Genomic DNA, 23842 nt, shown 5'->3' on the forward strand with positions numbered 1-23842 from the left:
CTGAAATTATTCTTCTGTAGCTTCTTCTGCCGGAGCTTCCAGAGCTTTCATGCTAAGACTGATTTTCTTGTCTTCGCCGTTGAAATCAACAACTTTAGCCTGAATTTCCTGTCCGATGGAAAGTACATCAGATGGTTTGGCAACATGTTCTCTGGAAATCTGAGATACATGAAGAAGTGCATCAATTCCAGGTGCAAGTTCAACAAAAGCACCGAAATCTGTCATACGAGCAACTTTACCAGTAACAACATTTCCTACAGCAAAATCTTCTGCTGCAGAAAGCCATGGATTCTCTTCCGGGAATTTCATGGAAAGTGCAATCTTGTCACCATTGATTTCTTTGATGAGAACTTTTACTTCATCACCTACATTGAAGACCTTCTTCGGGTTTTCAACTCTGCCCCAGGACATTTCGGAGATATGAAGAAGTCCGTCTGCTCCACCAAGATCGATGAAAGCACCAAAATCTGTAACATTCTTTACAGTACCGGTTACAGTATCGCCAACATGGATTCTCTCCATAAGTTCTTTCTGTTTTTCTGCTTTTTCTGCAAGAAGAAGCTGTTTACGATTACCGATGATACGACGTCTTCTCGGATTGAATTCTGTGATAACGAATTCGATTTCTTTATCTGCGTATTTGGAAAGGTCTTTTTCGTATGTGTCGGAAACAAGGCTTGCAGGAATGAATACTCTTGCTTCTTCTACGTTTACACAAAGTCCGCCATCCAGTACCTGTGTTACAGGTGCTTTCAGTACTTCCTGTGATTCGAAAGCAGCTTCCAGACGTTTGTTACCTTTTTCAGCAGCAAGTCTCTTGTAAGTCAGGATGACCTGTCCTTCACCGTCATTGACCTTCAGTACTTTTGCTTCCATGCTGTCACCAACATGAACTGCATCTGTGAGTACAAGTGAAGCATCATTGGAATATTCACTCTTAGTGATAATACCGTCTGCTTTATAACCGATATTCAGGATGATCTCATCATCTTTGACATCAATGACTGTACCCTGTACGATCTCTCCATTTCTGATTGTTTTTACGGAATCCTCCAGCATCTGTTCAAAACTCAATTCTGACATGTTCTTGAACCTCCTCAATAATTTTCTTTGGGGTGGATGCCCCTGCTGTGATACCTACATAACTACTGTGATGGAACATTTCAGAATCCAAGTCTACAGGTGTTTGTATATAGTAAGTATTTCCACATTCCTCTTTGCATATTTCAAACAGCTTTTGAGTATTGGAACTATGTCTGCCACCAATGACAAGCATAGTGTCTACCTCTCCGGCTATGTTTTGCGCTTCTTTCTGCCGTTCTTCAGTAGCATTACAAATAGTGTTTAAAATATCGCCCATATTTAAAACACTATTATCATACCTCTTTTTGCATAGAATTTCAACTAATTCTTTAAATTTGTTGTAATTAAATGTCGTCTGTGAAACAACACAGATTTCTTTGCCTTCCGGTGGAAGAAACTGCTCTGTGTCCTCTTTGTTTTTCAGAACGGTGTGTGCGCACTCGCACCAGCCGCAGATTCCCTTGACTTCGGGGTGATCCGGATCGCCGAAAATAACGATGTGTTTTCCGGCCCGGCTCTGCTTTTCGACAATGCGGTGTATCTTAAGTACGAAAGGACAGGTAACATCAACATAGTCCAGATGATTTGTTTCCAGTTTATGATAAACTTCTCTGCCCACACCATGGGAACGGATCACAACTGTTCCCCCGGAAAGAGTGTCAAGATCCTGTTCTTCGATTACCTGAACACCCCTGTCTGCAAGGTCGGATACAACTTCTTCGTTGTGGATGATCGGACCTAGTGTATAGATAGGCTGTACTCCCTGCTCAATGAGCTGGTAGACTTTATCTACCGCTCTTTTGACACCGAAGCAAAAGCCGGCAGTTTTGGCAACTTTAACTTTCATGAGATTTTTCTCCCGATGTTTTGGATCTGAAGATCTGAAGAATACGGTCTACGACCTGCTGAATTGTAAGATCTGAAGAATCAACAAGTACAGCATCTTCAGCCTGGCGAAGCGGAGAAATCTCACGGTTCATATCACGCTGATCTCTTTCTTCGATATCTTTCTGAATTTCATCCAGATTACAGACGGTTCCTTTTTCCTGAAGTTCAAGATAACGTCTTTTAGCGCGGGTAAGAGAGCTTGCGGTCAGATAGATCTTTACGTCTGCATCCGGAAGAATCGTTGTACCGATGTCGCGGCCATCCATAACAACGCTCATGTCCCTGGCAAGTTTACGCTGCAGACTGAGCAGTTTTTCGCGGACGCGAGGAACAGCAGAACTTACAGATGCCATATTTCCGACTTCTTCTGTACGCAGATAGGAGTTTACATTCTCATCGTTCAGAAGTACGATCTGTTCTCCGTTCTGATATTCAATAGAAATTTCTGCGTCCTGACAGATGTTTCCAATCTGCTCTGTATCGTCTTTATTGACTTCTCTGCGCAGAAGATAAAGTGCCATGGCACGATACATGGCTCCTGTATCTACATAAATAAATGATAATTCCTTTGCCACACGTCGGGCAATCGTACTTTTGCCGGCACCTGCCGGTCCGTCAATTGCAATATTATAGATCATTGTGTATCCTCCTGTTTATTCCTGCACACATCTGTTGCTGCGAGATATGCGGTTGACCATGCAATCTGAAGATTATAACCGCCGGTCACAGCATCAAGATCAAGCACTTCTCCGATAAAATACAGGTTTTTTATTTTTTTTGATTCCATAGTTCCGGGCTGAATTTCTCTGACAGATACTCCGCCACGGGTGATGACTGCTTCCGAAAATCCACCAAGACCGGTAATGGTAAACGGAAAAGATTTTATCAGGGAACCGAATGCCATCCGCTCTTCTCTTGAAATGTCGTGAATGACTTTATCTTCCGGAATCGGGCCGAGTCCGATGATTACAGGAGTAAGTGAGGATGGGAAAAGTACACCAATCACGTTCTTGAACTGTTTATTCTGCGTAGAAGAAAATTCACGGAGAATACGGTCATCAAGCTGTTCGTGTGATAATGCAGGTTTGAGATCCAGATAAGCGTCCAGTTCCTCTCCTTTTTGGAGAAATTTACCGATTCTGGCACTGGCTGACAGAACAAGCGGCCCGGTAATTCCGAAATGAGTGAACATCATTTCGCCAAAATCCTGATAAACTGTCTTTTTGCCACGTTTGACAGTAAGTTCTACATTTCGCAGAGAAAGCCCTTTCATCAGAGGAATATATGCCTCTTTTGTGGTAAGTGGTACAAGAGAAGGCATACATTCTGTAACTGTATGTCCTGTCTCGGCAGCAAAACGATAGCCGTCTCCGGTTGAGCCGGTAGTCGGATAAGATAAACCTCCGGTTGCAACGATCACTGCATCGGCAGTAGATACTTTATTATCCGTAAGCTGTATGCCGGTTACTATTCCATTTTCTGTAAGAAGATTTTTGACTTCGCTTCGAAGATGTATCTGTACTCTGTATTTTCTCATCAGCCGTTCCAGTCCGTGGATAATATCTGAAGAATGGTCAGATACCGGAAAAACGCGGTTGCCACGCTCTGTTTTGAGGGGAACACCTGCATCTTCAAGTAACTGCATCATATCCTGACTGGAAAAAGAATAAAATGCACTGTAAAGAAATTTGGGATTACTTACAACGGCATGAAGCAATTCTTCGGGATCACAGTTATTTGTAACATTACATCTTCCCTTACCTGTAATATATATTTTCTTTCCGAGCTTTTCGTTTTTTTCGAATAGAGTAACTGCACAGCCGTTTTTTGCTGCTATGATGGAAGCCAGCATTCCGGCTGCACCGCCACCTACGACGATTACTTTGTTCATAACTGCCCTTTCTGCAAAACAGACCCGTCAGATAATCTGACGGGCCTGTACCTTTGTTTTATACCGGATATGCTCCGTTCTTTGTATCTGCTGCTTTTTCATCTACTTTTTTCTCCTGTGCCTGACGGTATTTGAAGAAATCAGTAGCTACCTGTGGGAACAGTGCATAGGATAATACGTCCTCATCCTGTTCTTTGTAAGGAGCAACTTCTTTTTCGAGTTTGTCCAGCTCATTGTCGATAAGATCAGCCGGACGGCATGTAATCGGTTCAGCATCACCGATGCATTTTTTCTGTACTTCCGGATTGAATGGCTTAACAGTTGCACCATATTTTCCTAAGAGAATGTCTTTTGTCTCTTTGGTAACCATTTTGTATCTCTCGCCCATGAGTACGTTAAATACAGCCTGAGTACCAACGATCTGGGAAGACGGAGTAACGAGCGGTGGCTCACCAAGGTCTTTACGTACCTTCGGAACTTCTTCCAGAACATTATAGAATTTGTCTTCTGCGTGCTGTTCTTTCAGCTGGGATGTCAGGTTGGAAAGCATTCCGCCTGGTACCTGATACAGAAGAGTCTTGATGTTTACACCAAGGTTCTTTGGATTCAGAAGTCCGCTGTCAAGTGCATCATCACGGATCGGGCGGAAGTAATCAGCAATCTCAGCGAGGAGTTTCTGATCAAATCCTGTGTCATATGGTGTACCTTTGAAGGTCTCAACCATAACTTCTGTAGCCGGCTGTGATGTACCGAGAGCAAATGGAGACATTGCTGTATCGATAATATCAACGCCTGCTTCTACTGCTTTCAGGTATGTCATGGAAGCAACACCGGATGTGTAATGTGTATGAAGATCGATCGGGATGCTGACAGCATCTTTGAGTGCTCCTACAAGCTCAGTTGCTTTGTATGGAAGCAGAAGACCTGCCATATCTTTGATACAGATAGAATCGGCACCCATTTCTTCAATACGTTTTGCGATGTTTACCCAGTAATCAAGTGTGTATGCATCACCTAATGTGTAAGAAAGAGCAACCTGTGCGTGTGCTTTTTCTTTGTTGGCAGCTTTTACAGCTGTCTGAAGGTTACGCATATCGTTAAGGCAGTCAAAAATACGGATGATGTCGATTCCGTTTGCAGCAGATTTCTGTACGAAGTATTCTACTACATCGTCTGCGTATGGACGATATCCAAGGATATTCTGTCCACGGAAGAGCATCTGAAGTTTGGTGTTTTTGAAGCCGTCACGTAATTTACGAAGTCTTTCCCATGGGTCTTCTTTGAGGAAACGAAGGGAAGCATCAAAAGTAGCTCCACCCCAGCATTCCACTGCATGGTAGCCGACTTTATCCATTTTATCAACGATTGGGAGCATCTGTTCTGTGGTAAGTCTTGTTGCAATCAGAGACTGATGCGCATCACGGAGAACAGTTTCCACAATTTTTACAGGTTTTTTTTCTAATTCAGCCATTATGTTTTCTCCTTATATTTTTTATACGGAAGTTCGAATCACTAAATTCAGATTTTGCCAGAGGCTCATCTTCATCAAGTTCCTCAAATTAAACTCCAAAGATTGCCATAAATGTTCCGGCCGCAACAGCTGTACCGATTACACCGGCTACGTTTGGTCCCATGGCATGCATCAGCAGGAAGTTTGTAGGATCTGCTTCTGCACCGACTTTCTGAGAAACTCGTGCTGCCATAGGAACGGCAGATACACCTGCGGAACCAATCAGAGGATTGATCTTTCCACCGGAGAGTTTGCACATCAGTTTACCAAGCATACATCCACCGAATGTACCGAACGCGAATGCTACAAGTCCGAGAACAACGATTTTCAGAGTATCAACATTAAGGAATGCTTCTGCACTTGTGGAAGCGCCTACAGATGTGCCAAGCAGGATAACTACGATGTACATCAGGGCATTGGATGCAGTTTCTGTAAGCTGTTTAACAACACCTGATTCACGGAACAGGTTACCGAGCATCAGCATACCTACCAGCGGAGCTGTTGTAGGAAGAAGTAAGCATACAACGATAGTGATTACGATCGGGAAAAGAATTTTTTCCAGTTTGCTTACCGGACGAAGCTGATCCATTTTGATTTTACGTTCTTTCTCTGTAGTACAGAGTTTCATAATTGGTGGCTGAATGATCGGAACCAGTGACATATAAGAATATGCCGCCACCGCGATCGGTCCCATTAATGTGGTCTGTCCGAGTTTTCCGGCAAGGAAAATGGAGGTAGGACCATCTGCGCCGCCGATAATGGAAATCGCCGCTGCTGCTTTTCCGTTGAATCCAAGGAAGATTGCAAGGAAGTAAGCAACGTAGATACCAAGCTGTGCAGCTGCTCCGAGAAGGAAACTCTTCGGATTGGCAATCAGCGGACCGAAGTCTGTCATCGCACCAACACCCATGAAGATCAGGGATGGAAGGATACTCCACTCATCAAGCAGGTAGAAGTAATGCAGAAGACCACCAACACCGTTGGACATGTCTTCCGGATTTGCCATAATGTCCGGGTAGATGTTTACCAGAAGCATACCAAAAGCGATCGGAACCAGAAGAAGCGGTTCAAATCCTTTCTTGATAGCAAGGAATAAGAATACACACGCCACCGCAATCATCAGGTAGTTTCCCCATGTAAGGTTGAAGAATGCTGTCTGATGGATCAGGTTGGACAAGGTTTCTGTTACATAAGACATTTGATTACCTCCCGTCCTAGTTCATTGTAGCCAGAGTATCTCCGTTTTCTACGGATGCACCTTCGGATGTATCGATGCTGGCTACTGTACCATCCTGTGGAGCAACAACCGGGATTTCCATTTTCATGGATTCCAGAATGATGATATTGTCACCGGCTTTTACTGCCTGGCCGGCAGATGCTACGATTTTGAGAACTTTGCCCGGTACGGAAGCGGTAACTTTGACTGCGCCTGCACCTGCTGCCGGAGCTGCTGCTTTTGGTGCTGCTGCCGGAGCGGCCTTAGGAGCTGCAACTGGTGCTGCTGCCGGAGCGGAAACGCTGCCTGTTTCTTCTACAGTAACTTCATATGCTGTTCCATTTACAGTGATTGTATAACTTTTCATTTTAAATCCTCCTAATTGTCAATTACCTTTTTTTGCGGTTGATTTTGCGGATGGAACGAACAACAAATCCGTCTGTTGAAGTTCCTTCGGATGCTGCGATAGCTGCTGCGATCACGGCAATCAGTTCTGAATTGTCAGCTTCCTGTACAGGAGCTGCTGCAACCGTAGCCGGTGTCGGAGCTGCTGCCTCTTCTGCCGCTTTTTTCTTTGCTTTTGCTTCCTGTGCTCCGGATCCCGGAATAAACTGGAACAGGGAGATCAGGAAAATCAGCATAATAAGAATTACAAATACGGTTCCAAGTCCCATAACTGTATTCAGCGCTGCATTTTTCATAGTGGTAGCAAAAGAATATTTAACATCTACAGAAAGTGATGTAGGTGTCAGGTTCTTGTCGAATACGTAAATAAATTCAGCATCTTCTTTTTCAAAAGTAACAGGTACGGTTGCTGTATATTCATCATTGGAATATTCGATTTCAACAGATCCTGTCTCTTTCATATCGCCGAGTTCTTCTTTTGCACCATTCCATGCAGTCATAGCATTTTCTGTAAATTCGTCACCGGATTCCATGTATGCTTCAATCTGCTCATCAGTCAGCGGAATAATGGTTTCGGTCAGTCCTTCAGCGGTTGTTTCGATAGTTGTTTTTGTCTGATCGTCAATTTCACCGTCTGCCAGAACCAGTGATGCACCGGAAAATGTAATGGATGCGGCACATACAACTGCTGTCAGGACGGAGGAAGCTTTTTTAAACATCTGATTCATATGCTCACCTCACTTAGACTGTGCCATGTTTTTTGGATGGACGGTCTTCTCTCTTTGTGAAAAGCATTTCAAAAGCTCCGATTACGTATTTACGTGTATCAGCCGGAGCAATCACTGTGTCAACATAGCCTCTTGCTGCTGCGGATTCTACATTGGACTGAAGTTCTCTGTATGCAGCTGCTTTTTCGTTCAGAACGGAAGCTTCTTCACCCGGATACATGATCTTTGCTGCGAGAGAAGCATCCATCATACCGATCTCTGCGTTGTCCCATGCATATACAAGATCTGCACCTACGGATTTGCTGTTCATTGCTACATATGCTGTACCATATGCTTTGCCGATCACAACATTTACTTTCGGAACGGTTGCATCAGCAAATGCATGGATCATTTCGCCAACTGCTTTTGCAATCATTTTTTCGCTGCAGAGAGTTGCTTTGAATCCTGTAACATTTGTAAGTGTCAGAACAGGGATATCAAATGCATCACAGAATTTTACAAATCCGGCTGCTTTTCTTGCGCCTCTTGCAGAGATGGTTCCATCGAATTCTTCGGCTTTGTTGCCCTCTGCATCATATACTTCTGTTCTGTTTGCTACTGCACCAACAGTTGCTCCGTTCAGACGAAGGAAACCTGTAACAACGTCTTTGCCGTAATCTTTCTTTGTCTCGAAAAAGATACCATTATCAGCAATTCTGGAAAGTGCAATGGATGTATCTCCGGCACATGCTGCGATGTCATCGCATGTACGGTTGAGATCATCTGTGCATTCTACGAAAGAATCATTGTCTTCAAAGTTTGAAGGAAGAATACCAATCAGCTGGCGGATCTGTCCGAGGATTTCTTCTTCAGAACCTGTGCCGTCGATAAGACCTGTCTCTTCGCTCTGGAATGCTGCTGCGGCTGTATCACATTTTTCAGTGTAGTTGCCGTCCAGTGCGTTCGGGCTGTTTACAAACATTTTGCCATTCTTGGATTCGATGAATGTAAAGTCTGTAAGTGCCGGGATGATTGCCATACCGCCGCCGCATGTACCGAATACTGCTGTGATCTGCGGAATCATTCCGGAAGCCAGTGTCTGTTTCAGGTAAATGGAACCAAATGCCTCAAGAGCATCAGTTGCTTCCTGAAGACGCATACCTGCACAGTCAACAAGACCGATTACAGGAGCTCCTGTCTTCATTGCAAGATCATACAGAGCAGTAATCTTTCTGGCATGCATTTCGCCGACGGTTCCGTTTAATACGGAAGCATCCTGGCTGTATACATATACAAGATTTCCGTCAATTACACCATATCCGGTGATAACACCGTCTGAAGGCGCTTTTGTTTCAGTTAAATTGAAATCAGTGGCTCTGGCTGTTACACTTTTTCCGATTTCAACAAAACTGTTTGCGTCAAGCAAAGAAGTGATTCTTGTGCCTGCTAAGCTTTGTGTTGCATTACTCATTCTTTCTTGCCCTCCATTTTATAAAATTTTAAATATAACCAAAATTTTAGCCGATTATAATTGTAACCTTTTTTGAAGTAGATTTCAACATTTTTCATGTTTTTTTGTTAAAACTTTAACTCCCTGTCTCGTTTAATGTACAGTGTTCACTTTTCTGTCGATATATTTACAAAAAAACTTCTCCCGGCCCGAGAGAAGTTTTTGATGCTTTATTCTGGATTTTAGATGTCCATTAATGAAAGAAATTTTTGAAAACAAGTTCTGCGCAGTACAGAAACGTGATTTTGTCAACGTTTTGTACGGCAAGTATCGGAAAAGATGCAATTTTCTGTCCGTTCAGCATATAAACAACTCTGCCTATCTGTTCTCCCTTTCTGACCGGTGCCTGCAATTCGTCTTTCAGACATACCTGATATTGCAGACGGTCATCATTCTTCAGGAGGATCTTCTGCTGTTTCTCCTTTTCAGTAGCATTGATCCGCCCTCCGATGTAAATGCGACCATCCGGTAAAAGATTATCTGTATGGGAAGTAATCTCAGGGATGCCGTCTTTTACCGGGATATAAGACAGATCCGGCTCCTGCCAGAAACTGCGATAATAAAAATTGTTTTTGCCGTAATCCAGAAGTTTTAGTGTATCGTGCCATTTGTAAGTCTTGTGTCCGGGCCATCCTGCAGCAAGAAGTGCAATAATAAATGTACGGTCATCTTTTTGAACGGCACAGACATAACAGTATCCGGCATCACCGGTAAATCCGGTTTTTCCGGCAAGCACACCGTCTGTCATGGAAAACAGTGCATTTGTATTGTGAACGGAAAAAGTCCGTTTTTTGCTCAGATCAGAAAAAGAATACTCTTTTGTCTGCGCAATTTTTAAGAACACCTTATTTTTGATGGCATAGCGCATAATCCGGGCCAGATCTGATGCAGTTGTGTGATGTGTTCCGCTGCTGTCTTCGGCATCCAGTCCGTTGGGTGTAATGAAATGTGTATCCGTGCACCCGATCTTGCGTGCTTTGGCATTCATCAGGTCAGAAAATCCCTTTACAGAACCACCGATATGTTCTGCAATTGCTACGGCAGAATCATTGTGACTCTGAAGGAGCAGAGAATACAAAAGGTCTTCCAGATAATACTGCTCACCTTTTTGAAGTCCGAGTTTTACCTGCGGCTGAGAAGCTGCATTGGCAGATACCTGTACGTAGTCATCACCATCACCGTTTTCCAGTGCAAGAATGCAGGTGAGGACTTTCGTTGTGCTGGCATTCGGACGGGGCATTTCCCCCTCTTTTTCATAAAGGATCCTGCCTGAGTCTGCATCCATCAGAACAGCAGACAGTGCATACAGATCATCCGAAAGCTGTGGCACCATCAGAATTGCATGATCCAGAGACCCGGCATGAACCGAAAACTGACAATACAGATTACATATAAGAATTACATAGATAAACACACTGCATCTGAATTTCATAGTCCACCTCACTTATATGGACTATTTTATGCAGACAGGCAGGCTTTATTCCCGGAGACTGTTATCCGTTATAAGTATGATACCAGCGGTCTGACAGTGGCTGATCGTGTATGGAAAGCTGATACAGTTCAGTAAGCTCTTCCGATGCGGCAAGAAGTGCCTTATCAAACAGTGTGTGTAATTTATGAACCGGTACAGCACTTCCGGGAATGGGATCTTTTTCCATAAAGTATTCCATCATTTCAGCAGAAAGCTTTTTGCCTGCAATGCGCGACAAAAAGGTAAGAAAGTTTTTCCTTCTGCCGTGATTGTCATAAACAAGGCAGTTGGTGATCAGTTTCATGAGTTTCAGAGAAGTATGGATCTCACGGGTACGGATCTTCGGAATTGCCCTGTGAATCACGCATGCATAGGTGATGTGTGGTATAACACCACATGACGGATAATAACGGTAAGGATTTTTGCCGGTTTCAAGCATCAGGGTACGGTCAAATTCCTTTTCAAGGAGCGTATGTGAGATCACTTCTTTTTCTGCCATTTCATATACGTATGGATGACAGGTACTGTCGAGCAGATAGTGGCATGCAAATCCCAGAAGATATGCAAGTAGTTTTTCGTCATGTTTCTGACGGACAAGAGTCATTCCTCTTTCAAAAAAAGGAGCTGCCACTTCACGGTGCATGGCAATTCCGGTGCCGGTGACCCTGGTATTTGGAATGTCATAAAAAAGAATATCCGGTCCATGCAGACCGATACGAAAAAGATTTTTGTTTTTTCGGATGACCTGTCTGATTTCAGGTGTCAGAAAAGTGTATACTCTCTGACCGAATAAATCGTGGGCATAGGTAGTGGGCATGGGACTCATCCTTTCTTTTTTTACAGGTTTGTCAGTTTTATAGAGTTGTTCATGAAGGTTCAGACATCCAGACGGAGCTGAATCTCCTCTTCTGCTTCTGCCTTGAAATCTTCCAGACGTACAGGGTCTACAGATGGCAGTTCTTCCAGTCCCTGTACACCGAAGCAGCGTAAAAACTCTTCGGTGGTGCCGAAAAGAATCGGGCGTCCCGGCGCATCCAGTCGTCCGAGTTCTCTGACCAGTTCGTATTCAACAAGCTTGTTGATGGCATGGTCACACTTTACTCCGCGGATCTTCTCGATTTCAGCTCTTGTGACAGGCTGTTTGTACGCAATGATAGACAACGTCTCCAGCATAACATCGGTAAGCGCAGGCTTTTTGGGATGCATGGCAAGACGTATCAGGCACTCATAATATTCTTTTTTACTGCACATCTGATAGGACTGTTCAAGTTCTATGATCTGAATACCGCGGTCTTCCTGCTGATAGCGGTCCATCATATTCTGGAGAATCTTCCGAGTGGTTTCTTTGTCCTGCTGAACTGCATCTGCAATCTGGGCAAGTTCTACGGAATTTCCCATAGTAAACAGGATGGCTTCTATCGCGGCTTCCAATTTTTTTATTTCCATATCTTTATCCTCGATTTCTGTTTATTCGTCGGCAAATTCTGTCAGATGTGTCCAGGTTTCCGGATCCTGTACGACATCTACCTGGATATCATCAAAAAGTTCTTCCTGACAGATATGAATATATCCCATTTTCATAAGTTCCAGAATAGACAGGAAAGTTACGATTACCTGTACACGGGAAGACTGTTTGGTCAGGAGCTGGCGAAAACTGAATTTGCGATGCTGCGTGGCATAAGTTTTCATGGACAGCATTTTGTCTGAAAGACTGACTTCTTCTTTTTCAATCGTACCGAATTTACTTCGAATCGGGTCAATCCTGGATTCCTGACGTTTCAGAATAGACTGATAGATGCTGTTCAGCTTCTGGAGAGTCAGACCTTCAAGGAGTTCGGCAGGATCCACCGGCTCTCTGTATTTCAGAACTTCGCCCGGCAGATCGGGTGCGCGGAAAAAAACACCGGCCGCATTATCCATATAATCTTTCAGTTCGTAGGACATGTACTTGTACATTTTATATTCAAGAAGTTTTTGAACGAGTTCTTCTCGAGGATCCTCTTCTTCTCCTTCATCATTCGTTTCTTTCGGAAGAAGCATTTTGCATTTAATGTCAAGCAGGGTTGCAGCCATGACCATAAATTCACTCATGGTGCCGAGGTCTTCTTTTTCCATAGAGTGCAGATACTCCATATACTGGTCAGTGATCTCGACAATCGGGATGTCATATATGTCAATTTTATTTTTTTCGATGAGGTGAAGGAGAAGATCAAGCGGACCTTCAAATACGTTGATTTTAACGGGAATTGCCATTTCCGTGTACCTTTCTGTTTTTGTGTGGATTTCCAGTGCGCTTTCGGGCAGGAATAAGATCAACAAGAATCAGTTCCCGCGGGTTATGGATGCGGACCGGAATCGTGTGTTCTCCAAGCCCGGCACTGACGATCATATGATGACTGCCTCTGGTAAATTTTCCACAGCAGTAAGGTGGAAGAAAAAGATATTGCGGGCAGGTAAGTCCGTGGTTTTCATTAAAACGAAGAATTCCACCATGATAATGACCGGATAAAATCAGATCCGCTCCCCATGAAAAATACGTATTGCCATATTTGGGATTGTGTGCAAGCAGTACGTGGACTCCCGGTTGCGAAGGCATACCGATGAGCTCTTCCATAGTGGTAAGACTGAGCGCAGGGGAATTGGGCTTGTGATAATATTCGATCGGAAGTTCAAGTCCGTGAAAAACAAAGTCGCTTCCCTGAAGTTCAACTGCCATATGTTCGTTGTGCAAAAAACAGATTCCGGCACTGGTCAGCAGCTTTTCATAATTCAGATATATATTTCTGGTATCCGGGTTCAGATACATCTTGTATTCATGATTGCCAAGAACATAAAAAACAGGCGCAATCTCACACAGACGCAGAAAAAGTCCGGCTGCTGCTTCGAGAGTTTCCGTCGATCCGTGAACGACCATGTCGCCTGCGACAAGAATAGCATCCGGGTTTGCGTCGATGATTGCTTTGTACAGTGTCTGATGATTTTGGCCAAATACAAGCCCGTGCAGATCGGCAAGGACTGCAAAAGTAACTTTGCGATGCCCGGTAAGGCCGGCACAGGGTATGCTATATGTGCTTGTTCTGAATGTTTTCATGTATATCCTCTGTTAGAAAATTTATTTACCGAATCCGCAGACCGGAAAAGTGCAGACATCACAGTTCAGGCAAAGTCCACCTTCTCCATAAGCGCAGATTTCTTCTGCACAGATCGGATCATCTGCCATGATGCGCGGAAGGATCAGATCAAAAACAGTTCGACGGGCATACATTACGCAGCCCGGAAGTCCGATGACCGGAATAGTTTTGCCATCCTTGTGATAGTATGCCAGCAGTAACATGGCACCCGGAAGTACCGGTGCTCCGTAGGTGACGATATCGGCACCGGTATCTTTGATGGCACCCGGAGTGCGGTCATCAGGATCTACGCTCATCCCTCCACTGCACAGAATCAGATCGGCGCCCTCTTCGATAAAATGCAGGATATCGGATGTGATCGTCTGACGGTCATCACCCGGCAGTGTCTGCCCGATCATCTGAACGTTGTATTCGAAAAGTTTTTCTTTCAGTACCGGAGTAAAAGTGTCTTTGATCAGCCCTTTTTGTACTTCGCTTCCGGTTGTAACGATAGCGGCCTTTTTTATATGGAACGGAAGCAGAGAAAAAACAGGCTCATTACCTGCCGCTTCCACTGCACGGTCCATTTTTTCTTTTTCGATGACAAGGGGAATGATTCTCGTACCGGCAATTTTATCACCTTTTTTTACCGGGAAATCACCATGTCTTGAGGCAATCATCATTTCTCCGAGACTGTTGACTGCTACAAGTGCATCCCGGCGGATTTTGAGAAGTCCGTCACAGTCTGCAATCAGTTCGATCTTGCCCTCTTTGATATCACTTCCATGCATATGGGAGTCGGCACAGATGCGATACAAAATCTCCGCAGCTTCATTCTCATGAAGAATACCCTCCTGCTTTTCCCATACATAGAGATGTTCCTTACCTACAGAAAGAAGGAGCGGAATATCTTCTTCTTTTACAATGTGACCCTTCTTGAAAAGGACACCTTTCTTTTCGTCTTTGATGATCTGCGTAATATCATGACATAATACATATCCTACAGCATTTTCGGTTTTGATTTCTTTCATTTGTTCTTCACGCTCCTGTCTTCAGATACATTTCAGAATAACCATTTGAAGTTTATTATACCTCGTAATCTGTAATCTTGTCAAAAGATTTCAGAGCTGTCGGACAGGCCCTGAAGCTGTCAGAGGCAGAAGGCTTCAAAAGTCATTAAAAGACAATCTAAAAAGCAAAGACGTGCAACTGATTCTGCATATAGTACCGGAATTCGTCCGAGTTCCTGTCCGCTCCGGGGATGAAGATAGATCAGTTCTCCTGCCTGACTGTCTGCTGCAACAGGCGCTTCTGCTTTGGAAGGAAGTTTAAGTTCCTTTTTGGGGGCTGTTATTTTTTCTCCATCTGTACTTACATATCGAAACGTATCAGCATATTTTAAGGAAACTTTGGAACTTATTCCTTTTTGTATCGTGATCTCAGGGAGTGGCTCAGGGTTTTCATCAATATACAGACTGCAGCGGTCAAAACCGTAATCCAGAAGAGCGGAGGCATCTTTTAAACGTGCCTTGTAATCCGGGGCGGCCATTACGACCGAGAGAAGGGAAAGCCCGTCACGCTCTGCTACTGCTGAAAGACAGAATTTCGCTTTGCTGGTGCTGCCTGTTTTGAGTCCTTTGCACCCCGGATATGTACGTATCAGACGATTAGTATTTGTAAGACCGAATTTCTTTGTTCCCTGTGCAGTAACGTGGGTGATATTTTCCATCCAAATTGAGGAATATTCAAATATCTGCGGATGTTTTCGAATCAGTTCGCGGCTCATAAGCGCAATATCATAGGCAGATGTATAATGTTCGTCAGAATCTGTCAGCCCGCAGCAGTCGACAAAATGTGTATTTTTCATTCCGAGTTCTTCTGCCCGCTGATTCATTCGGTTCACAAAGCTTTGCTCACTTCCTGCAATGTGTTCCGCCATTGCAACACTGGCATCATTGCCGGAAGCAATAACGATACATTTGATCATGGTCTCAACACTCTGCTGTTCGCCTTCTTCCAGAAAAACCTGTGATCCGCCCATGGATTTTGCATGTGCACTGGTGGTGACAGTGTCATTCAGAGAGAGTTTGCCAGAGTCAAGCTGTTCGAAAATCAGAAGTAACGTCATCACTTTTGTAACACTCGCCGGACATCTTCTGGTGTTACTGTCTTTTTCATAAAGAATCTTCCCTGTTTCAACCTCCATCAGGATTCCGCTGGCAGCCAAAATCTCAGGAGAGATACTTTCAGTTTCTGCACGGACAGGAAATATTGTACTCAGAATCATGCAAATAATCAGAAATAAGCCTGTGATTCGAAGGTGTCTTTTTTTCATAGTAACCTCATAAAATTCTGCTTGTTATTATTGTAAGGACAGCTTGTGAAAAATATGACTTTTATATAGGTATTAATAAATAAAAACAGAACACTTTCCATGAGAAATAGGATTCATGAAAAATGTTCTGCAGTTAATACCTGACATATCAGAGAAGGGGGGCAAAAAGCCGTAAGATACTCTGAAATGCCCGGACAACAATGTTTCTTTTTTTGCAGAATTCAATACTGATTGGGTCACAGTATTTTAAAGTCTGGTTAAAATCATCAAGAATATCCTGAATAACGTTGTTTTTATAGAACCATACACCATCTTCGAAATGAAGATACAGACTCCGGTAATCCAGATTGATCGTTCCTACGACTGCTATCTCGTCATCACATACAAAAGATTTTGCATGCAGGAAGCCAGGCTGGTATTCATAGATACGGACACCGGCTTCCAGCAGCTGTTCATAGTAAGACTGTGTCAGCAAAAAGACCATCTTCTTATCAGGGATTCCGGGAGTCATAATGCGCACGTCCACACCGCTTTTTGCCGCAAGACAGAGCGCGGTCATCATCTCATTGTCAATGATCAGGTAAGGTGTACAGATGTAGACGTATTTACGTGCCCGGTTAATGATGTTCAGATAAACATTTTCGCCTACAATTTCTCCATCCAGGGGAGTATCGCTGTATGGCTGTACAAATCCATTGCCTGCAAACGGCTCCGGATGAAATCTGTGTGGCATGTGTGCCTCGTGGTCGATCGGTTCACTGGAATTGTTGATCACATTCCACATATGCAAAAACATGACAGTCATATTCCAGACAGCTTCACCTTTTAACATAACAGCTGTATCTTTCCAGTGTCCGAAACGTTTTTTCTGATTAATATATTCATCGGCAAGATTGATGCCGCCGGTGAATCCAGTATGTCCGTCAATTACACAGATTTTGCGGTGGTCACGATTGTTCTGAACAATATTTAATAATGGACGGAATGGATTAAATACCTGACACTGAATGCCTTTTTCTTTCAGAAAACGGTCGTAATGATATGGTAAAGTGGTCAGACAGCCGAAACCGTCATAAATCAGGCGGACATCGACTCCCTCTGATGCCTTGCGTTCCAGTATATCAAGGATCGTACGCCACATTACGCCATCGTTGATGATAAAATATTCAATGTAGATATAATGCTGTGCCTGTTCAAGTTCGTGGATAAGAACAGGGAACATATCATCTCCCACTTGAAAATACTCTGCGGTGGTATTTTCGTGTACCGGGAAGCTGGAATATCGGTGAATGTAATTGGACTGCACTGCTGCAGAAGGTGAATCAGCTTCCAGATGTCTGATCGTTTCATTTTTCGACTCCATAAACGGAATACTTTCTTTCTGTACCTGGGCATATTTATTCTGAATTGCCTGCGCGATTCGTGATTTACCAAACAGAATATAAAGCATAACGCCGAAAACAGGGGAAACGAGAATCAGGATCGTCCATCCGAGTTTGTAGGACGGATTGATTTTTTTGTTTACGATCCAGAGCACAACTAATACACTGATGATACTGATCGCGTTTGAAATATATTTAGAATATGCTGCCAGTCTCCAGACGGTGATCATCAGCCACGCGAGCTGAAGCATCAGGGCTACGGCAACATAGAAAATTCGATTGAATAGTAACTGTAAGATTTTCTTGAAGGTATGAATAATTCGATGCATATAATTCCCTTTAGTTTACTTATACAGTATTGTTAAATGGATGACGATTCATAATCTTAAAAATCCCTGACGGAATTGTCGTCAGGGATTTTTGCGCACAATTAATTATATTTACGTTTTCTTGCGGCTTCAGATTTTTTCTTACGACGAACGCTTGGTTTCTCGTAATGCTCTCTCTTGCGGATTTCCTGCTGGATACCTGCTTTTGCACAGCTTCTCTTGAATCTGCGAAGAGCGCTATCTAAAGTCTCGTTTTCTTTTACGATAACGTTTGACATAGACTCACACCTAACCTCCCTCCAGTTGTAGATTGTGCTAAAATACAACTGTCTGGGTATTTTTCTTGCACGAGTGTTATTATATAACATAGCTGTGACATTCGTCAACATTTTTTGGCTAAATTTAGAAAAAAATTATTTTGCCGAAAAATGCATAATTTTTAGTGAATCTGCTGTTCCAGAATTCCGGCTGCTGCGTCGATTGCTTCCTGAGCTTTTTCAGGATTTTTACCGCCGGCCTGTGCCATATTCGGACGACCGCCGCCGCCACCGCCTACGATTGCCGCAACACCTTTAATCAGGTTACCGGCATGTGCTCCGGCTTTCTGTGCTGCATCAGTAGCCATTGCAAGAAGGTTTACTTTACCTCCGTTTACAGCTGCGAGGACAACAACACCTTCTCCGATCTTTTCTTTGAGCTGATCACCGAGATCACGAAGTCCGTTCATATCAATGCCTTCTACTCTGGATGCGAGGAGTTTTACACCTTTGACATCTACGATCTGGTTCATGACATCGCCGAGAGATCCCTGAGCGAGTTTACTTTTGAGGGATTCGTTTTCACTCTGGAGAGCTTTGACATCTGCCTGAAGATGTGCAATTTTTTCTGCAACTTCTGCCGGCTGTGCCTTGAGGGCTTTGGCCGCTTCATGGAGCATGGCTTCCTGTTTCTTATAGTATTCGATAACACCATTACCCGTCAGTGCTTCGATACGACGTACACCGGCTGCAACACCAGCCTCAGATACAATCTTAAAGAGCATGATGGAACTTGTATTTCTTACATGTGTACCACCGCAAAGCTCTCTGGAAAAGTCTCCCATGGATACAACACGTACCTTCTGGTCATATTTCTCACCGAACAGTGCCATGGCACCGGATTTCTTGGCTTCTTCGATATCCATAATGTTTGTCTCGACAGGGAGAGCTGCCTGAATCTCTTTGTTTACAAGAGCTTCTGCCTCTGCAATTTCATCAGGAGTCATTGCCTGAAAATGTGCAAAGTCAAAACGAAGTCTGTCCGGTGTTACCAGAGAACCTTTCTGTTCTACATGAGAGCCAAGGACAGTTTTGAGTGCCTTCTGGAGAAGATGTGTTGCGCTGTGGTTCTTCTCTGTATCACGACGAGCCTGCTCATTGACTTTAAGAGAAACAGTTTCTCCTGTGGAGAGCATTCCGGATTCCATATATCCGACATGACCGAATTTGCCGCCGCGAAGTTTGATTGTATCTTCTACTACAAATTTGCCATTTGCAGTCTCAATCACGCCACAGTCACCTTCCTGGCCGCCCATGGTAGCATAGAATGGTGTTTCTTTTACAAATACAGTTCCCTTCTGACCTTCCATCAGTGAGGTAACGATATCTTTTTCTGTGGTAAGAACAGTAATCTCTGAATCATAGATAAGGTTATCATATCCTTCGAATTCTGTAGTTACGTTGACATCAATCTCATCATATACAGTAGCATCTGCACCCATGTAGTTGGTTACTTCACGAGAAGTACGTGCTTTGACTCTCTGCTCTTCCATTGCTTTCTGGAAACCATCTTCATCAATGGTATATCCCTTTTCCTCAAGAATCTCTTTAGTAAGATCAAGCGGGAATCCGTAAGTATCATAAAGTTTGAATGCATTTTCACCGGAAAGAGTTTTTTCTCCGGCTGTTTTCATCTCTTCTTCCATGTCACCAAGTATACGAAGACCCTGATCAATTGTTTTGTTGAACTGATTCTCTTCGTTAGTCAGGACTTTGAAGATGAATTCTTTCTTTTCTTCCAGCTCCGGATAGCCTGCCTTGGATCCGTTGATTACTTCCTCACTGAGTTTTGCAAGGAAAGTTCCCTTGATTCCCAGAAGACGTCCGTGACGTGCTGCACGGCGGATCAGACGGCGGAGTACATATCCGCGGCCTTCATTGGTTGGCATGATACCATCGGAGATCATAAATGTAGCGGAACGGATATGGTCTGTGATCAGACGGATGGATACGTCATCCTGATAATTCTTTTCGTATTCTTTGCCGGAAATTTCACAGACAAGGTTACGAAGGGCACAGATTGTATCTACGTCAAAGATAGAATCAACGTCCTGAACAACAACTGCCAGACGCTCCAGACCCATACCTGTATCGATATTTTTCTGTTTCAGTGTGGTATAGTTGCCATTTCCGTCGTTTTCAAACTGGGTAAATACGTTGTTCCATACTTCCATGTAACGGTCACAGTCACAGCCTACTGTACAGCCTGGTTTACCGCATCCGTATTTTTCTCCACGGTCATAATAAATCTCAGAACATGGACCGCAGGGACCTGCGCCATGCTCCCAGAAGTTGTCTTCTTTGCCAAAACGGAAGATTCGCTCAGCCGGGATGCCGACTTCTTTGTTCCAGATATTGAATGCTTCGTCATCATCCTGGTATACAGAAGGATACAGTCTGTCAGCATCCAGACCAACTACTTCTGTCAGGAATTCCCAGGACCAGTGGATCGCTTCAGTCTTAAAGTAATCACCAAAAGAAAAGTTGCCGAGCATTTCAAAGAATGTACCATGACGTGCAGTTTTACCAACGTTTTCGATGTCACCGGTACGGATACACTTCTGGCATGTGGTGACTCTTGTTCTTGGCGGAATCTCCGCACCTGTAAAATATGGTTTCAGCGGAGCCATACCTGCGTTGATCAGCAGAAGGCTCTTATCTCCCTGTGGTACCAGAGAGAAGCTTTTCATTACGAGATGTCCTTTACTTTCCATGAAATCAAGGAACATCTGACGAAGTTCGTTTACTCCGTATTTCTTCATAATTATTTCCTCCTAAAAGTATTCTGTAATAAATACTTATTTAACAAAAACTTTGTTGAATTTCTTTTTGCCTCGTTTGAGGACAACACCATCACCTGCAAGGCTGTCCTTTGCTACAGTATGTTTGATGTCAGTAATCTTCTCACCATCGATGGAAACACCACCCTGCTCAATCGCCCGACGTCCCTCAGAACGTGTCGGAACAAGCCCCGCTTTGATCAGCATAGTGATCAGATCAATAGTATCATCTTCTGTAAAATCCTCATCTGTAAGCTCTGTGCTGGGCATATGTGCTGTGTCAGCTCCACCGGAGAACAACGCTCTTGCACCTTCCTGCGCTTTCTTTGCTTCTTCTTCACCATGAACAAGATTGGTCAGTTCGTAAGCAAGGATTTCTTTGGCTTTGTTTAACTGGCTGCCTTCCCATGTTGCCATTTCATCAATCTGTTCAAGTGGAAGGAATGTAAGAAGACGCATGCATTTGATGACATCTGCATCATCCACATTTCTCCAGTACTGATAGAAATCAAAAGGAGAAGTCTTGTTCGGATCCAGCCATACAGCACCAGACTGTGTCTTGCCCATCTTCTTGCCTTCGGAATTCAGAAGAAGAGTAATAGTCATTGCATATGCATCTTTGCCGAGCTTACGACGGATCAGTTCTGTACCACCGAGCATATTGCTCCACTGGTCATCACCACCAAACTGCATATTGCAGCCGTATTTCTGGTATAACATATAGAAGTCATAACTCTGCATGATCATGTAGTTAAATTCAAGGAAGCTTAATCCTCTTTCCATACGCTGTTTGTAGCATTCTGCAGTCAACATACGGTTTACTGAAAAATGTGCGCCTACATCGCGAAGCAGATCTACATAATTAAGATTCAGAAGCCAGTCTGCATTGTTGACCATCAGTGCTTTACCATCGGAAAAATCGATGAAACGGGACATCTGTTTCTTGAAGCAGTCAATGTTGTGCTGAATGGTTTCTTTGGTCATCATCTGACGCATATCTGTTCTTCCGGACGGATCACCGATCATACCGGTACCGCCACCGAGAAGTGCAATCGGGCGGTTGCCTGCCATCTGCAGACGTTTCATCAGGCAGAGTGCCATGAAATGTCCTACATGAAGGCTGTCTGCGGTAGGGTCAAAGCCGATATAGAAAGTAGCTTTACCGTTGTTTACCATTTCTTTGATCTCATCTTCGTCTGTTACCTGGGCAATCAGGCCTCTCGCCTTCAGTTCTTCCCATACTGTCATAATTCAATTCCTCCTGTATAAAAAGCCCGGTTCCTGTCCGTTTAGGACGAGAACCGGGTCCCGTGATACCACCTAAATTCGCAGGAAAAAATTCCCACCTCATTGAGCACGATAACGAGTGCCGATCCGTCGCAGCCTACTGAAAAAATTCGGTGCGAAGCTCCGGGATGTATTCACAAAAGTTCTGCACGCGCCTCTCACCGTCCGGCAACTCTCTGTGTGTGTTCCTTATGTTACTTCTTCCCTTCAAAGCCGATGTAATATACTTCTAAAAGTATACAAAGTGAAAAAATGTTTGTCAAGGGTGATTTTGGTATTTGAAGGAAAAGACAGTCACACATGGAAAGCTCCCTTCATAATATGAAGTGTGAACAAAATCTGGAGGATTTTACCATGAGTGATTTAGCTGCTACAAACTGCGGATGCGGCAATGACGGCTGCGGCTGCAACAACAACTGTGGATGCGGCAATGGAACCGGTCTTTTCGGAGATAATTCCTGCAGCTGTATTCTTTGGATCATCTGCCTGATGTGCCTCTGCGGAAACAATGGCTATGGTTGCAGTAACAACTGTGGATGCGGCAATGATTCCTGCTGGATCATCATTGTACTGCTCCTGCTCTGCAGTGGCGGATGTGGAAACAACGGCTGTGGCTGCTGATGTCCGATGATGGGCAGAGGTTAATCCCTCTGCCTTTTTTGCGTCGCATATCGAAGAGACGCGGGTGGCGCATCCGCTGATTGTGGTTGTCTGTTTTGTTCTTGATGCTCATTCCTTCTTATGTGTTTTTGGCTTTGTTTCTTCTGCACACACTGCAGATCTATTTCATAAAAAGAATTGCCATCTACAACAAGCTGTTCATTTTTTGGAGTATTCATATCTGTCTGCCTTTCTAAAGGAAGTCTGATTTATCATATGTCAAAACGGTGTAACCGGACATAAAATAATAAGCAAAAGCATATAGTTTTGAAAAAAGGAGGCACTTGATGGAAATGGAGCCAGAAGTAATGTCTCAGACTGCACTGGATCAGCTTGTATGCAGTGAACAGTCTCAAATGCTGAAAGCATTGATACCATATACTTCCTCCCAAAGTCAGCAGTTTTTTGCATTGTATGCCAAGCTTATGGAACTCCAGAATACAGTTGCACTGTTTCGCGGAGGGCAAAATGACGTGCAGATCTGCAGTCTGAAAGGAGAAACGGATCCCCTGGAGATGCTGGAGGATATTCGGAAATTCAGTTATGGAAAAAGCCGTCATCAGCTTGACCAGATCAAAGATATACTTGTGATGATACAGTTATTAAAGACAATCAATGAATAAAACAGGAACTATATAAGAAGTAAAATGATCATAAATGATAGAAAGGTAAAACATGGACGAAAACAGAAATGAAGACTGGAAGATGGATCCAAAACTCAAAAATATTGATGCCGGAAAACTGGATATGCTTCAAAAACTCGCAGAAAAAGGAAGCGGAAAATCCGCTTCCGATATGTTGCCCTTTCTTATGAGTGCTGCTGCTTCCGGGAAAAAGAACGGACTCAATTTTTCACAGAATGAAATCTCAGCTGTTCTTGAAGTGATGAAGGCCGGAAAATCCCCACAGGAAGCCGCCAAAATTGACAAAATTGTCAGCCTTATGCGAATGATACACTGAT

General features: G+C 43.7%; 23 protein-coding genes and 1 other annotated feature. Of the genes, 3 read left to right on the forward strand and 20 right to left on the reverse strand.

Going from position 1 to position 23842, the window contains the following annotated elements; all coding sequences use genetic code 11:
* Positions 1-6: 6 nt before the first annotated feature.
* The 20 genes from rpsA to tyrS all read right to left on the reverse strand — a co-directional run bounded on the left by rpsA (position 7) and on the right by tyrS (position 22182).
* Positions 7-1083, reverse strand: a complete 1077-nt coding sequence (gene rpsA / locus H8Z79_RS05165; RefSeq protein WP_015542641.1) for a 30S ribosomal protein S1 — start codon at positions 1081-1083, stop codon at positions 7-9.
* Positions 1064-1930, reverse strand: a complete 867-nt coding sequence (ispH, locus tag H8Z79_RS05170) for a 4-hydroxy-3-methylbut-2-enyl diphosphate reductase (RefSeq protein ID WP_015542640.1) — start codon at positions 1928-1930, stop codon at positions 1064-1066. The genes rpsA and ispH overlap by 20 nt, the downstream gene beginning before the upstream one ends.
* A complete protein-coding gene (gene cmk / locus H8Z79_RS05175) occupies positions 1920-2609 on the reverse strand; it encodes a (d)CMP kinase (RefSeq protein WP_015542639.1) in 690 nt (229 codons plus the stop codon). The genes ispH and cmk overlap by 11 nt, the downstream gene beginning before the upstream one ends.
* A complete protein-coding gene (locus tag H8Z79_RS05180; protein ID WP_015542638.1) occupies positions 2606-3862 on the reverse strand; it encodes a BaiN/RdsA family NAD(P)/FAD-dependent oxidoreductase in 1257 nt (418 codons plus the stop codon). Before H8Z79_RS05180 ends, cmk begins: the two co-directional genes overlap by 4 nt.
* 58 nt (positions 3863-3920) lie before the next feature.
* Positions 3921-5333 carry an oxaloacetate decarboxylase subunit alpha gene (locus tag H8Z79_RS05185; RefSeq protein WP_015542637.1) on the reverse strand — a complete coding sequence of 471 codons (1413 nt, stop codon included), beginning with the start codon at positions 5331-5333 and terminating at the stop codon, positions 3921-3923.
* Between the two features lie 88 nt (positions 5334-5421).
* Complete coding sequence (locus tag H8Z79_RS05190; protein WP_005424527.1) at positions 5422-6570, reverse strand: sodium ion-translocating decarboxylase subunit beta; 1149 nt, start codon at positions 6568-6570, stop codon at positions 5422-5424.
* A gap of 16 nt (positions 6571-6586) precedes the next feature.
* Positions 6587-6955, reverse strand: coding sequence for a biotin/lipoyl-binding carrier protein (locus H8Z79_RS05195; RefSeq protein WP_015542636.1), 369 nt, complete (start codon positions 6953-6955; stop codon positions 6587-6589).
* Positions 6956-6977: 22 nt separating this feature from the next.
* Positions 6978-7721 (reverse strand): OadG family transporter subunit, encoded by a 744-nt coding sequence (locus H8Z79_RS05200; RefSeq protein WP_015542635.1) that lies wholly within the window; start codon positions 7719-7721, stop codon positions 6978-6980.
* 13 nt (positions 7722-7734) lie between these two features.
* Positions 7735-9171 (reverse strand): acyl-CoA carboxylase subunit beta, encoded by a 1437-nt coding sequence (locus tag H8Z79_RS05205; RefSeq protein WP_015542634.1) that lies wholly within the window; start codon positions 9169-9171, stop codon positions 7735-7737.
* A gap of 232 nt (positions 9172-9403) precedes the next feature.
* Positions 9404-10642: a D-alanyl-D-alanine carboxypeptidase family protein gene (locus H8Z79_RS05210; protein ID WP_015542632.1), complete on the reverse strand. Its 1239-nt coding sequence runs from the start codon at positions 10640-10642 to the stop codon at positions 9404-9406.
* A gap of 61 nt (positions 10643-10703) precedes the next feature.
* Complete coding sequence (locus H8Z79_RS05215) at positions 10704-11498, reverse strand: zinc dependent phospholipase C family protein (protein WP_015542631.1); 795 nt, start codon at positions 11496-11498, stop codon at positions 10704-10706.
* A gap of 59 nt (positions 11499-11557) precedes the next feature.
* A complete protein-coding gene (gene scpB, locus H8Z79_RS05220; protein ID WP_187002739.1) occupies positions 11558-12127 on the reverse strand; it encodes an SMC-Scp complex subunit ScpB in 570 nt (189 codons plus the stop codon).
* Positions 12128-12148: 21 nt separating this feature from the next.
* Positions 12149-12934 carry a segregation and condensation protein A gene (locus tag H8Z79_RS05225; RefSeq protein WP_118039698.1) on the reverse strand — a complete coding sequence of 262 codons (786 nt, stop codon included), beginning with the start codon at positions 12932-12934 and terminating at the stop codon, positions 12149-12151.
* Positions 12918-13772 carry a metallophosphoesterase gene (locus H8Z79_RS05230; RefSeq protein ID WP_015542628.1) on the reverse strand — a complete coding sequence of 285 codons (855 nt, stop codon included), beginning with the start codon at positions 13770-13772 and terminating at the stop codon, positions 12918-12920. The genes H8Z79_RS05225 and H8Z79_RS05230 overlap by 17 nt, the downstream gene beginning before the upstream one ends.
* 21 nt (positions 13773-13793) lie before the next feature.
* Positions 13794-14822 (reverse strand): molybdopterin-binding protein, encoded by a 1029-nt coding sequence (locus tag H8Z79_RS05235; RefSeq protein ID WP_015542627.1) that lies wholly within the window; start codon positions 14820-14822, stop codon positions 13794-13796.
* A 119-nt stretch (positions 14823-14941) separates the two neighbouring features.
* Positions 14942-16126, reverse strand: a complete 1185-nt coding sequence (locus H8Z79_RS05240; RefSeq protein ID WP_015542626.1) for a D-alanyl-D-alanine carboxypeptidase family protein — start codon at positions 16124-16126, stop codon at positions 14942-14944.
* A gap of 148 nt (positions 16127-16274) precedes the next feature.
* Entirely contained in the window at positions 16275-17837 is a 1563-nt protein-coding gene (cls, locus tag H8Z79_RS05245) for a cardiolipin synthase (protein WP_015542625.1), read from the reverse strand.
* A 101-nt stretch (positions 17838-17938) separates the two neighbouring features.
* The gene (gene rpsU / locus H8Z79_RS05250) at positions 17939-18115 is read right to left on the reverse strand and encodes a 30S ribosomal protein S21 (protein ID WP_004222305.1); all 177 of its coding nucleotides are present in this window, start codon (positions 18113-18115) and stop codon (positions 17939-17941) included.
* Positions 18116-18276: 161 nt separating this feature from the next.
* Positions 18277-20916 (reverse strand): alanine--tRNA ligase, encoded by a 2640-nt coding sequence (gene alaS / locus H8Z79_RS05255; RefSeq protein WP_118048715.1) that lies wholly within the window; start codon positions 20914-20916, stop codon positions 18277-18279.
* 36 nt (positions 20917-20952) lie between these two features.
* Complete coding sequence (gene tyrS / locus H8Z79_RS05260) at positions 20953-22182, reverse strand: tyrosine--tRNA ligase (protein WP_118039695.1); 1230 nt, start codon at positions 22180-22182, stop codon at positions 20953-20955.
* A 39-nt stretch (positions 22183-22221) separates the two neighbouring features.
* Positions 22222-22441, reverse strand: a binding site (T-box leader).
* Between the two features lie 134 nt (positions 22442-22575).
* On the opposite strand from tyrS, the gene H8Z79_RS05265 reads away from it, so the two are divergent.
* The 3 genes from H8Z79_RS05265 to H8Z79_RS05275 all read left to right on the forward strand — a co-directional run bounded on the left by H8Z79_RS05265 (position 22576) and on the right by H8Z79_RS05275 (position 23841).
* Entirely contained in the window at positions 22576-22842 is a 267-nt protein-coding gene (locus tag H8Z79_RS05265) for a hypothetical protein (RefSeq protein ID WP_118039694.1), read from the forward strand.
* A 326-nt stretch (positions 22843-23168) separates the two neighbouring features.
* A complete protein-coding gene (locus tag H8Z79_RS05270; protein WP_015542620.1) occupies positions 23169-23504 on the forward strand; it encodes a hypothetical protein in 336 nt (111 codons plus the stop codon).
* 52 nt (positions 23505-23556) lie between these two features.
* Positions 23557-23841: a hypothetical protein gene (locus H8Z79_RS05275; protein WP_015542619.1), complete on the forward strand. Its 285-nt coding sequence runs from the start codon at positions 23557-23559 to the stop codon at positions 23839-23841.
* The last annotated feature ends 1 nt before the right edge of the window (position 23842 follow it).

The sequence above is a fragment of the Blautia intestinalis genome, from assembly GCF_014297355.1.
Lineage (GTDB): Bacteria > Bacillota > Clostridia > Lachnospirales > Lachnospiraceae > Blautia_A > Blautia_A intestinalis.

What these genes read in the sequence shown, in the direction of transcription:
- tyrS (WP_118039695.1), bottom strand. Translation starts at nt 22,182, where the DNA reads ATGACAGTATGGGAAGAACTGAAGGCGAGAGGCCTGATTGCCCAGGTA.
- cls (WP_015542625.1), bottom strand. Translation starts at nt 17,837, where the DNA reads ATGCATCGAATTATTCATACCTTCAAGAAAATCTTACAGTTACTATTC.
- H8Z79_RS05195 (WP_015542636.1), bottom strand. Translation starts at nt 6,955, where the DNA reads ATGAAAAGTTATACAATCACTGTAAATGGAACAGCATATGAAGTTACT.
- H8Z79_RS05235 (WP_015542627.1), bottom strand. Translation starts at nt 14,822, where the DNA reads ATGAAAGAAATCAAAACCGAAAATGCTGTAGGATATGTATTATGTCAT.
- rpsU (WP_004222305.1), bottom strand. Translation starts at nt 18,115, where the DNA reads ATGTCAAACGTTATCGTAAAAGAAAACGAGACTTTAGATAGCGCTCTT.
- H8Z79_RS05185 (WP_015542637.1), bottom strand. Translation starts at nt 5,333, where the DNA reads ATGGCTGAATTAGAAAAAAAACCTGTAAAAATTGTGGAAACTGTTCTC.
- H8Z79_RS05270 (WP_015542620.1), top strand. Translation starts at nt 23,169, where the DNA reads ATGGAAATGGAGCCAGAAGTAATGTCTCAGACTGCACTGGATCAGCTT.
- H8Z79_RS05230 (WP_015542628.1), bottom strand. Translation starts at nt 13,772, where the DNA reads ATGAAAACATTCAGAACAAGCACATATAGCATACCCTGTGCCGGCCTT.
- H8Z79_RS05275 (WP_015542619.1), top strand. Translation starts at nt 23,557, where the DNA reads ATGGACGAAAACAGAAATGAAGACTGGAAGATGGATCCAAAACTCAAA.
- H8Z79_RS05200 (WP_015542635.1), bottom strand. Translation starts at nt 7,721, where the DNA reads ATGAATCAGATGTTTAAAAAAGCTTCCTCCGTCCTGACAGCAGTTGTA.
- ispH (WP_015542640.1), bottom strand. Translation starts at nt 1,930, where the DNA reads ATGAAAGTTAAAGTTGCCAAAACTGCCGGCTTTTGCTTCGGTGTCAAA.
- H8Z79_RS05265 (WP_118039694.1), top strand. Translation starts at nt 22,576, where the DNA reads ATGAGTGATTTAGCTGCTACAAACTGCGGATGCGGCAATGACGGCTGC.
- H8Z79_RS05225 (WP_118039698.1), bottom strand. Translation starts at nt 12,934, where the DNA reads ATGGCAATTCCCGTTAAAATCAACGTATTTGAAGGTCCGCTTGATCTT.
- H8Z79_RS05210 (WP_015542632.1), bottom strand. Translation starts at nt 10,642, where the DNA reads ATGAAATTCAGATGCAGTGTGTTTATCTATGTAATTCTTATATGTAAT.
- H8Z79_RS05240 (WP_015542626.1), bottom strand. Translation starts at nt 16,126, where the DNA reads ATGAAAAAAAGACACCTTCGAATCACAGGCTTATTTCTGATTATTTGC.
- H8Z79_RS05180 (WP_015542638.1), bottom strand. Translation starts at nt 3,862, where the DNA reads ATGAACAAAGTAATCGTCGTAGGTGGCGGTGCAGCCGGAATGCTGGCT.
- cmk (WP_015542639.1), bottom strand. Translation starts at nt 2,609, where the DNA reads ATGATCTATAATATTGCAATTGACGGACCGGCAGGTGCCGGCAAAAGT.
- H8Z79_RS05215 (WP_015542631.1), bottom strand. Translation starts at nt 11,498, where the DNA reads ATGCCCACTACCTATGCCCACGATTTATTCGGTCAGAGAGTATACACT.
- H8Z79_RS05190 (WP_005424527.1), bottom strand. Translation starts at nt 6,570, where the DNA reads ATGTCTTATGTAACAGAAACCTTGTCCAACCTGATCCATCAGACAGCA.
- rpsA (WP_015542641.1), bottom strand. Translation starts at nt 1,083, where the DNA reads ATGTCAGAATTGAGTTTTGAACAGATGCTGGAGGATTCCGTAAAAACA.
- alaS (WP_118048715.1), bottom strand. Translation starts at nt 20,916, where the DNA reads ATGAAGAAATACGGAGTAAACGAACTTCGTCAGATGTTCCTTGATTTC.
- H8Z79_RS05205 (WP_015542634.1), bottom strand. Translation starts at nt 9,171, where the DNA reads ATGAGTAATGCAACACAAAGCTTAGCAGGCACAAGAATCACTTCTTTG.
- scpB (WP_187002739.1), bottom strand. Translation starts at nt 12,127, where the DNA reads ATGGAAATAAAAAAATTGGAAGCCGCGATAGAAGCCATCCTGTTTACT.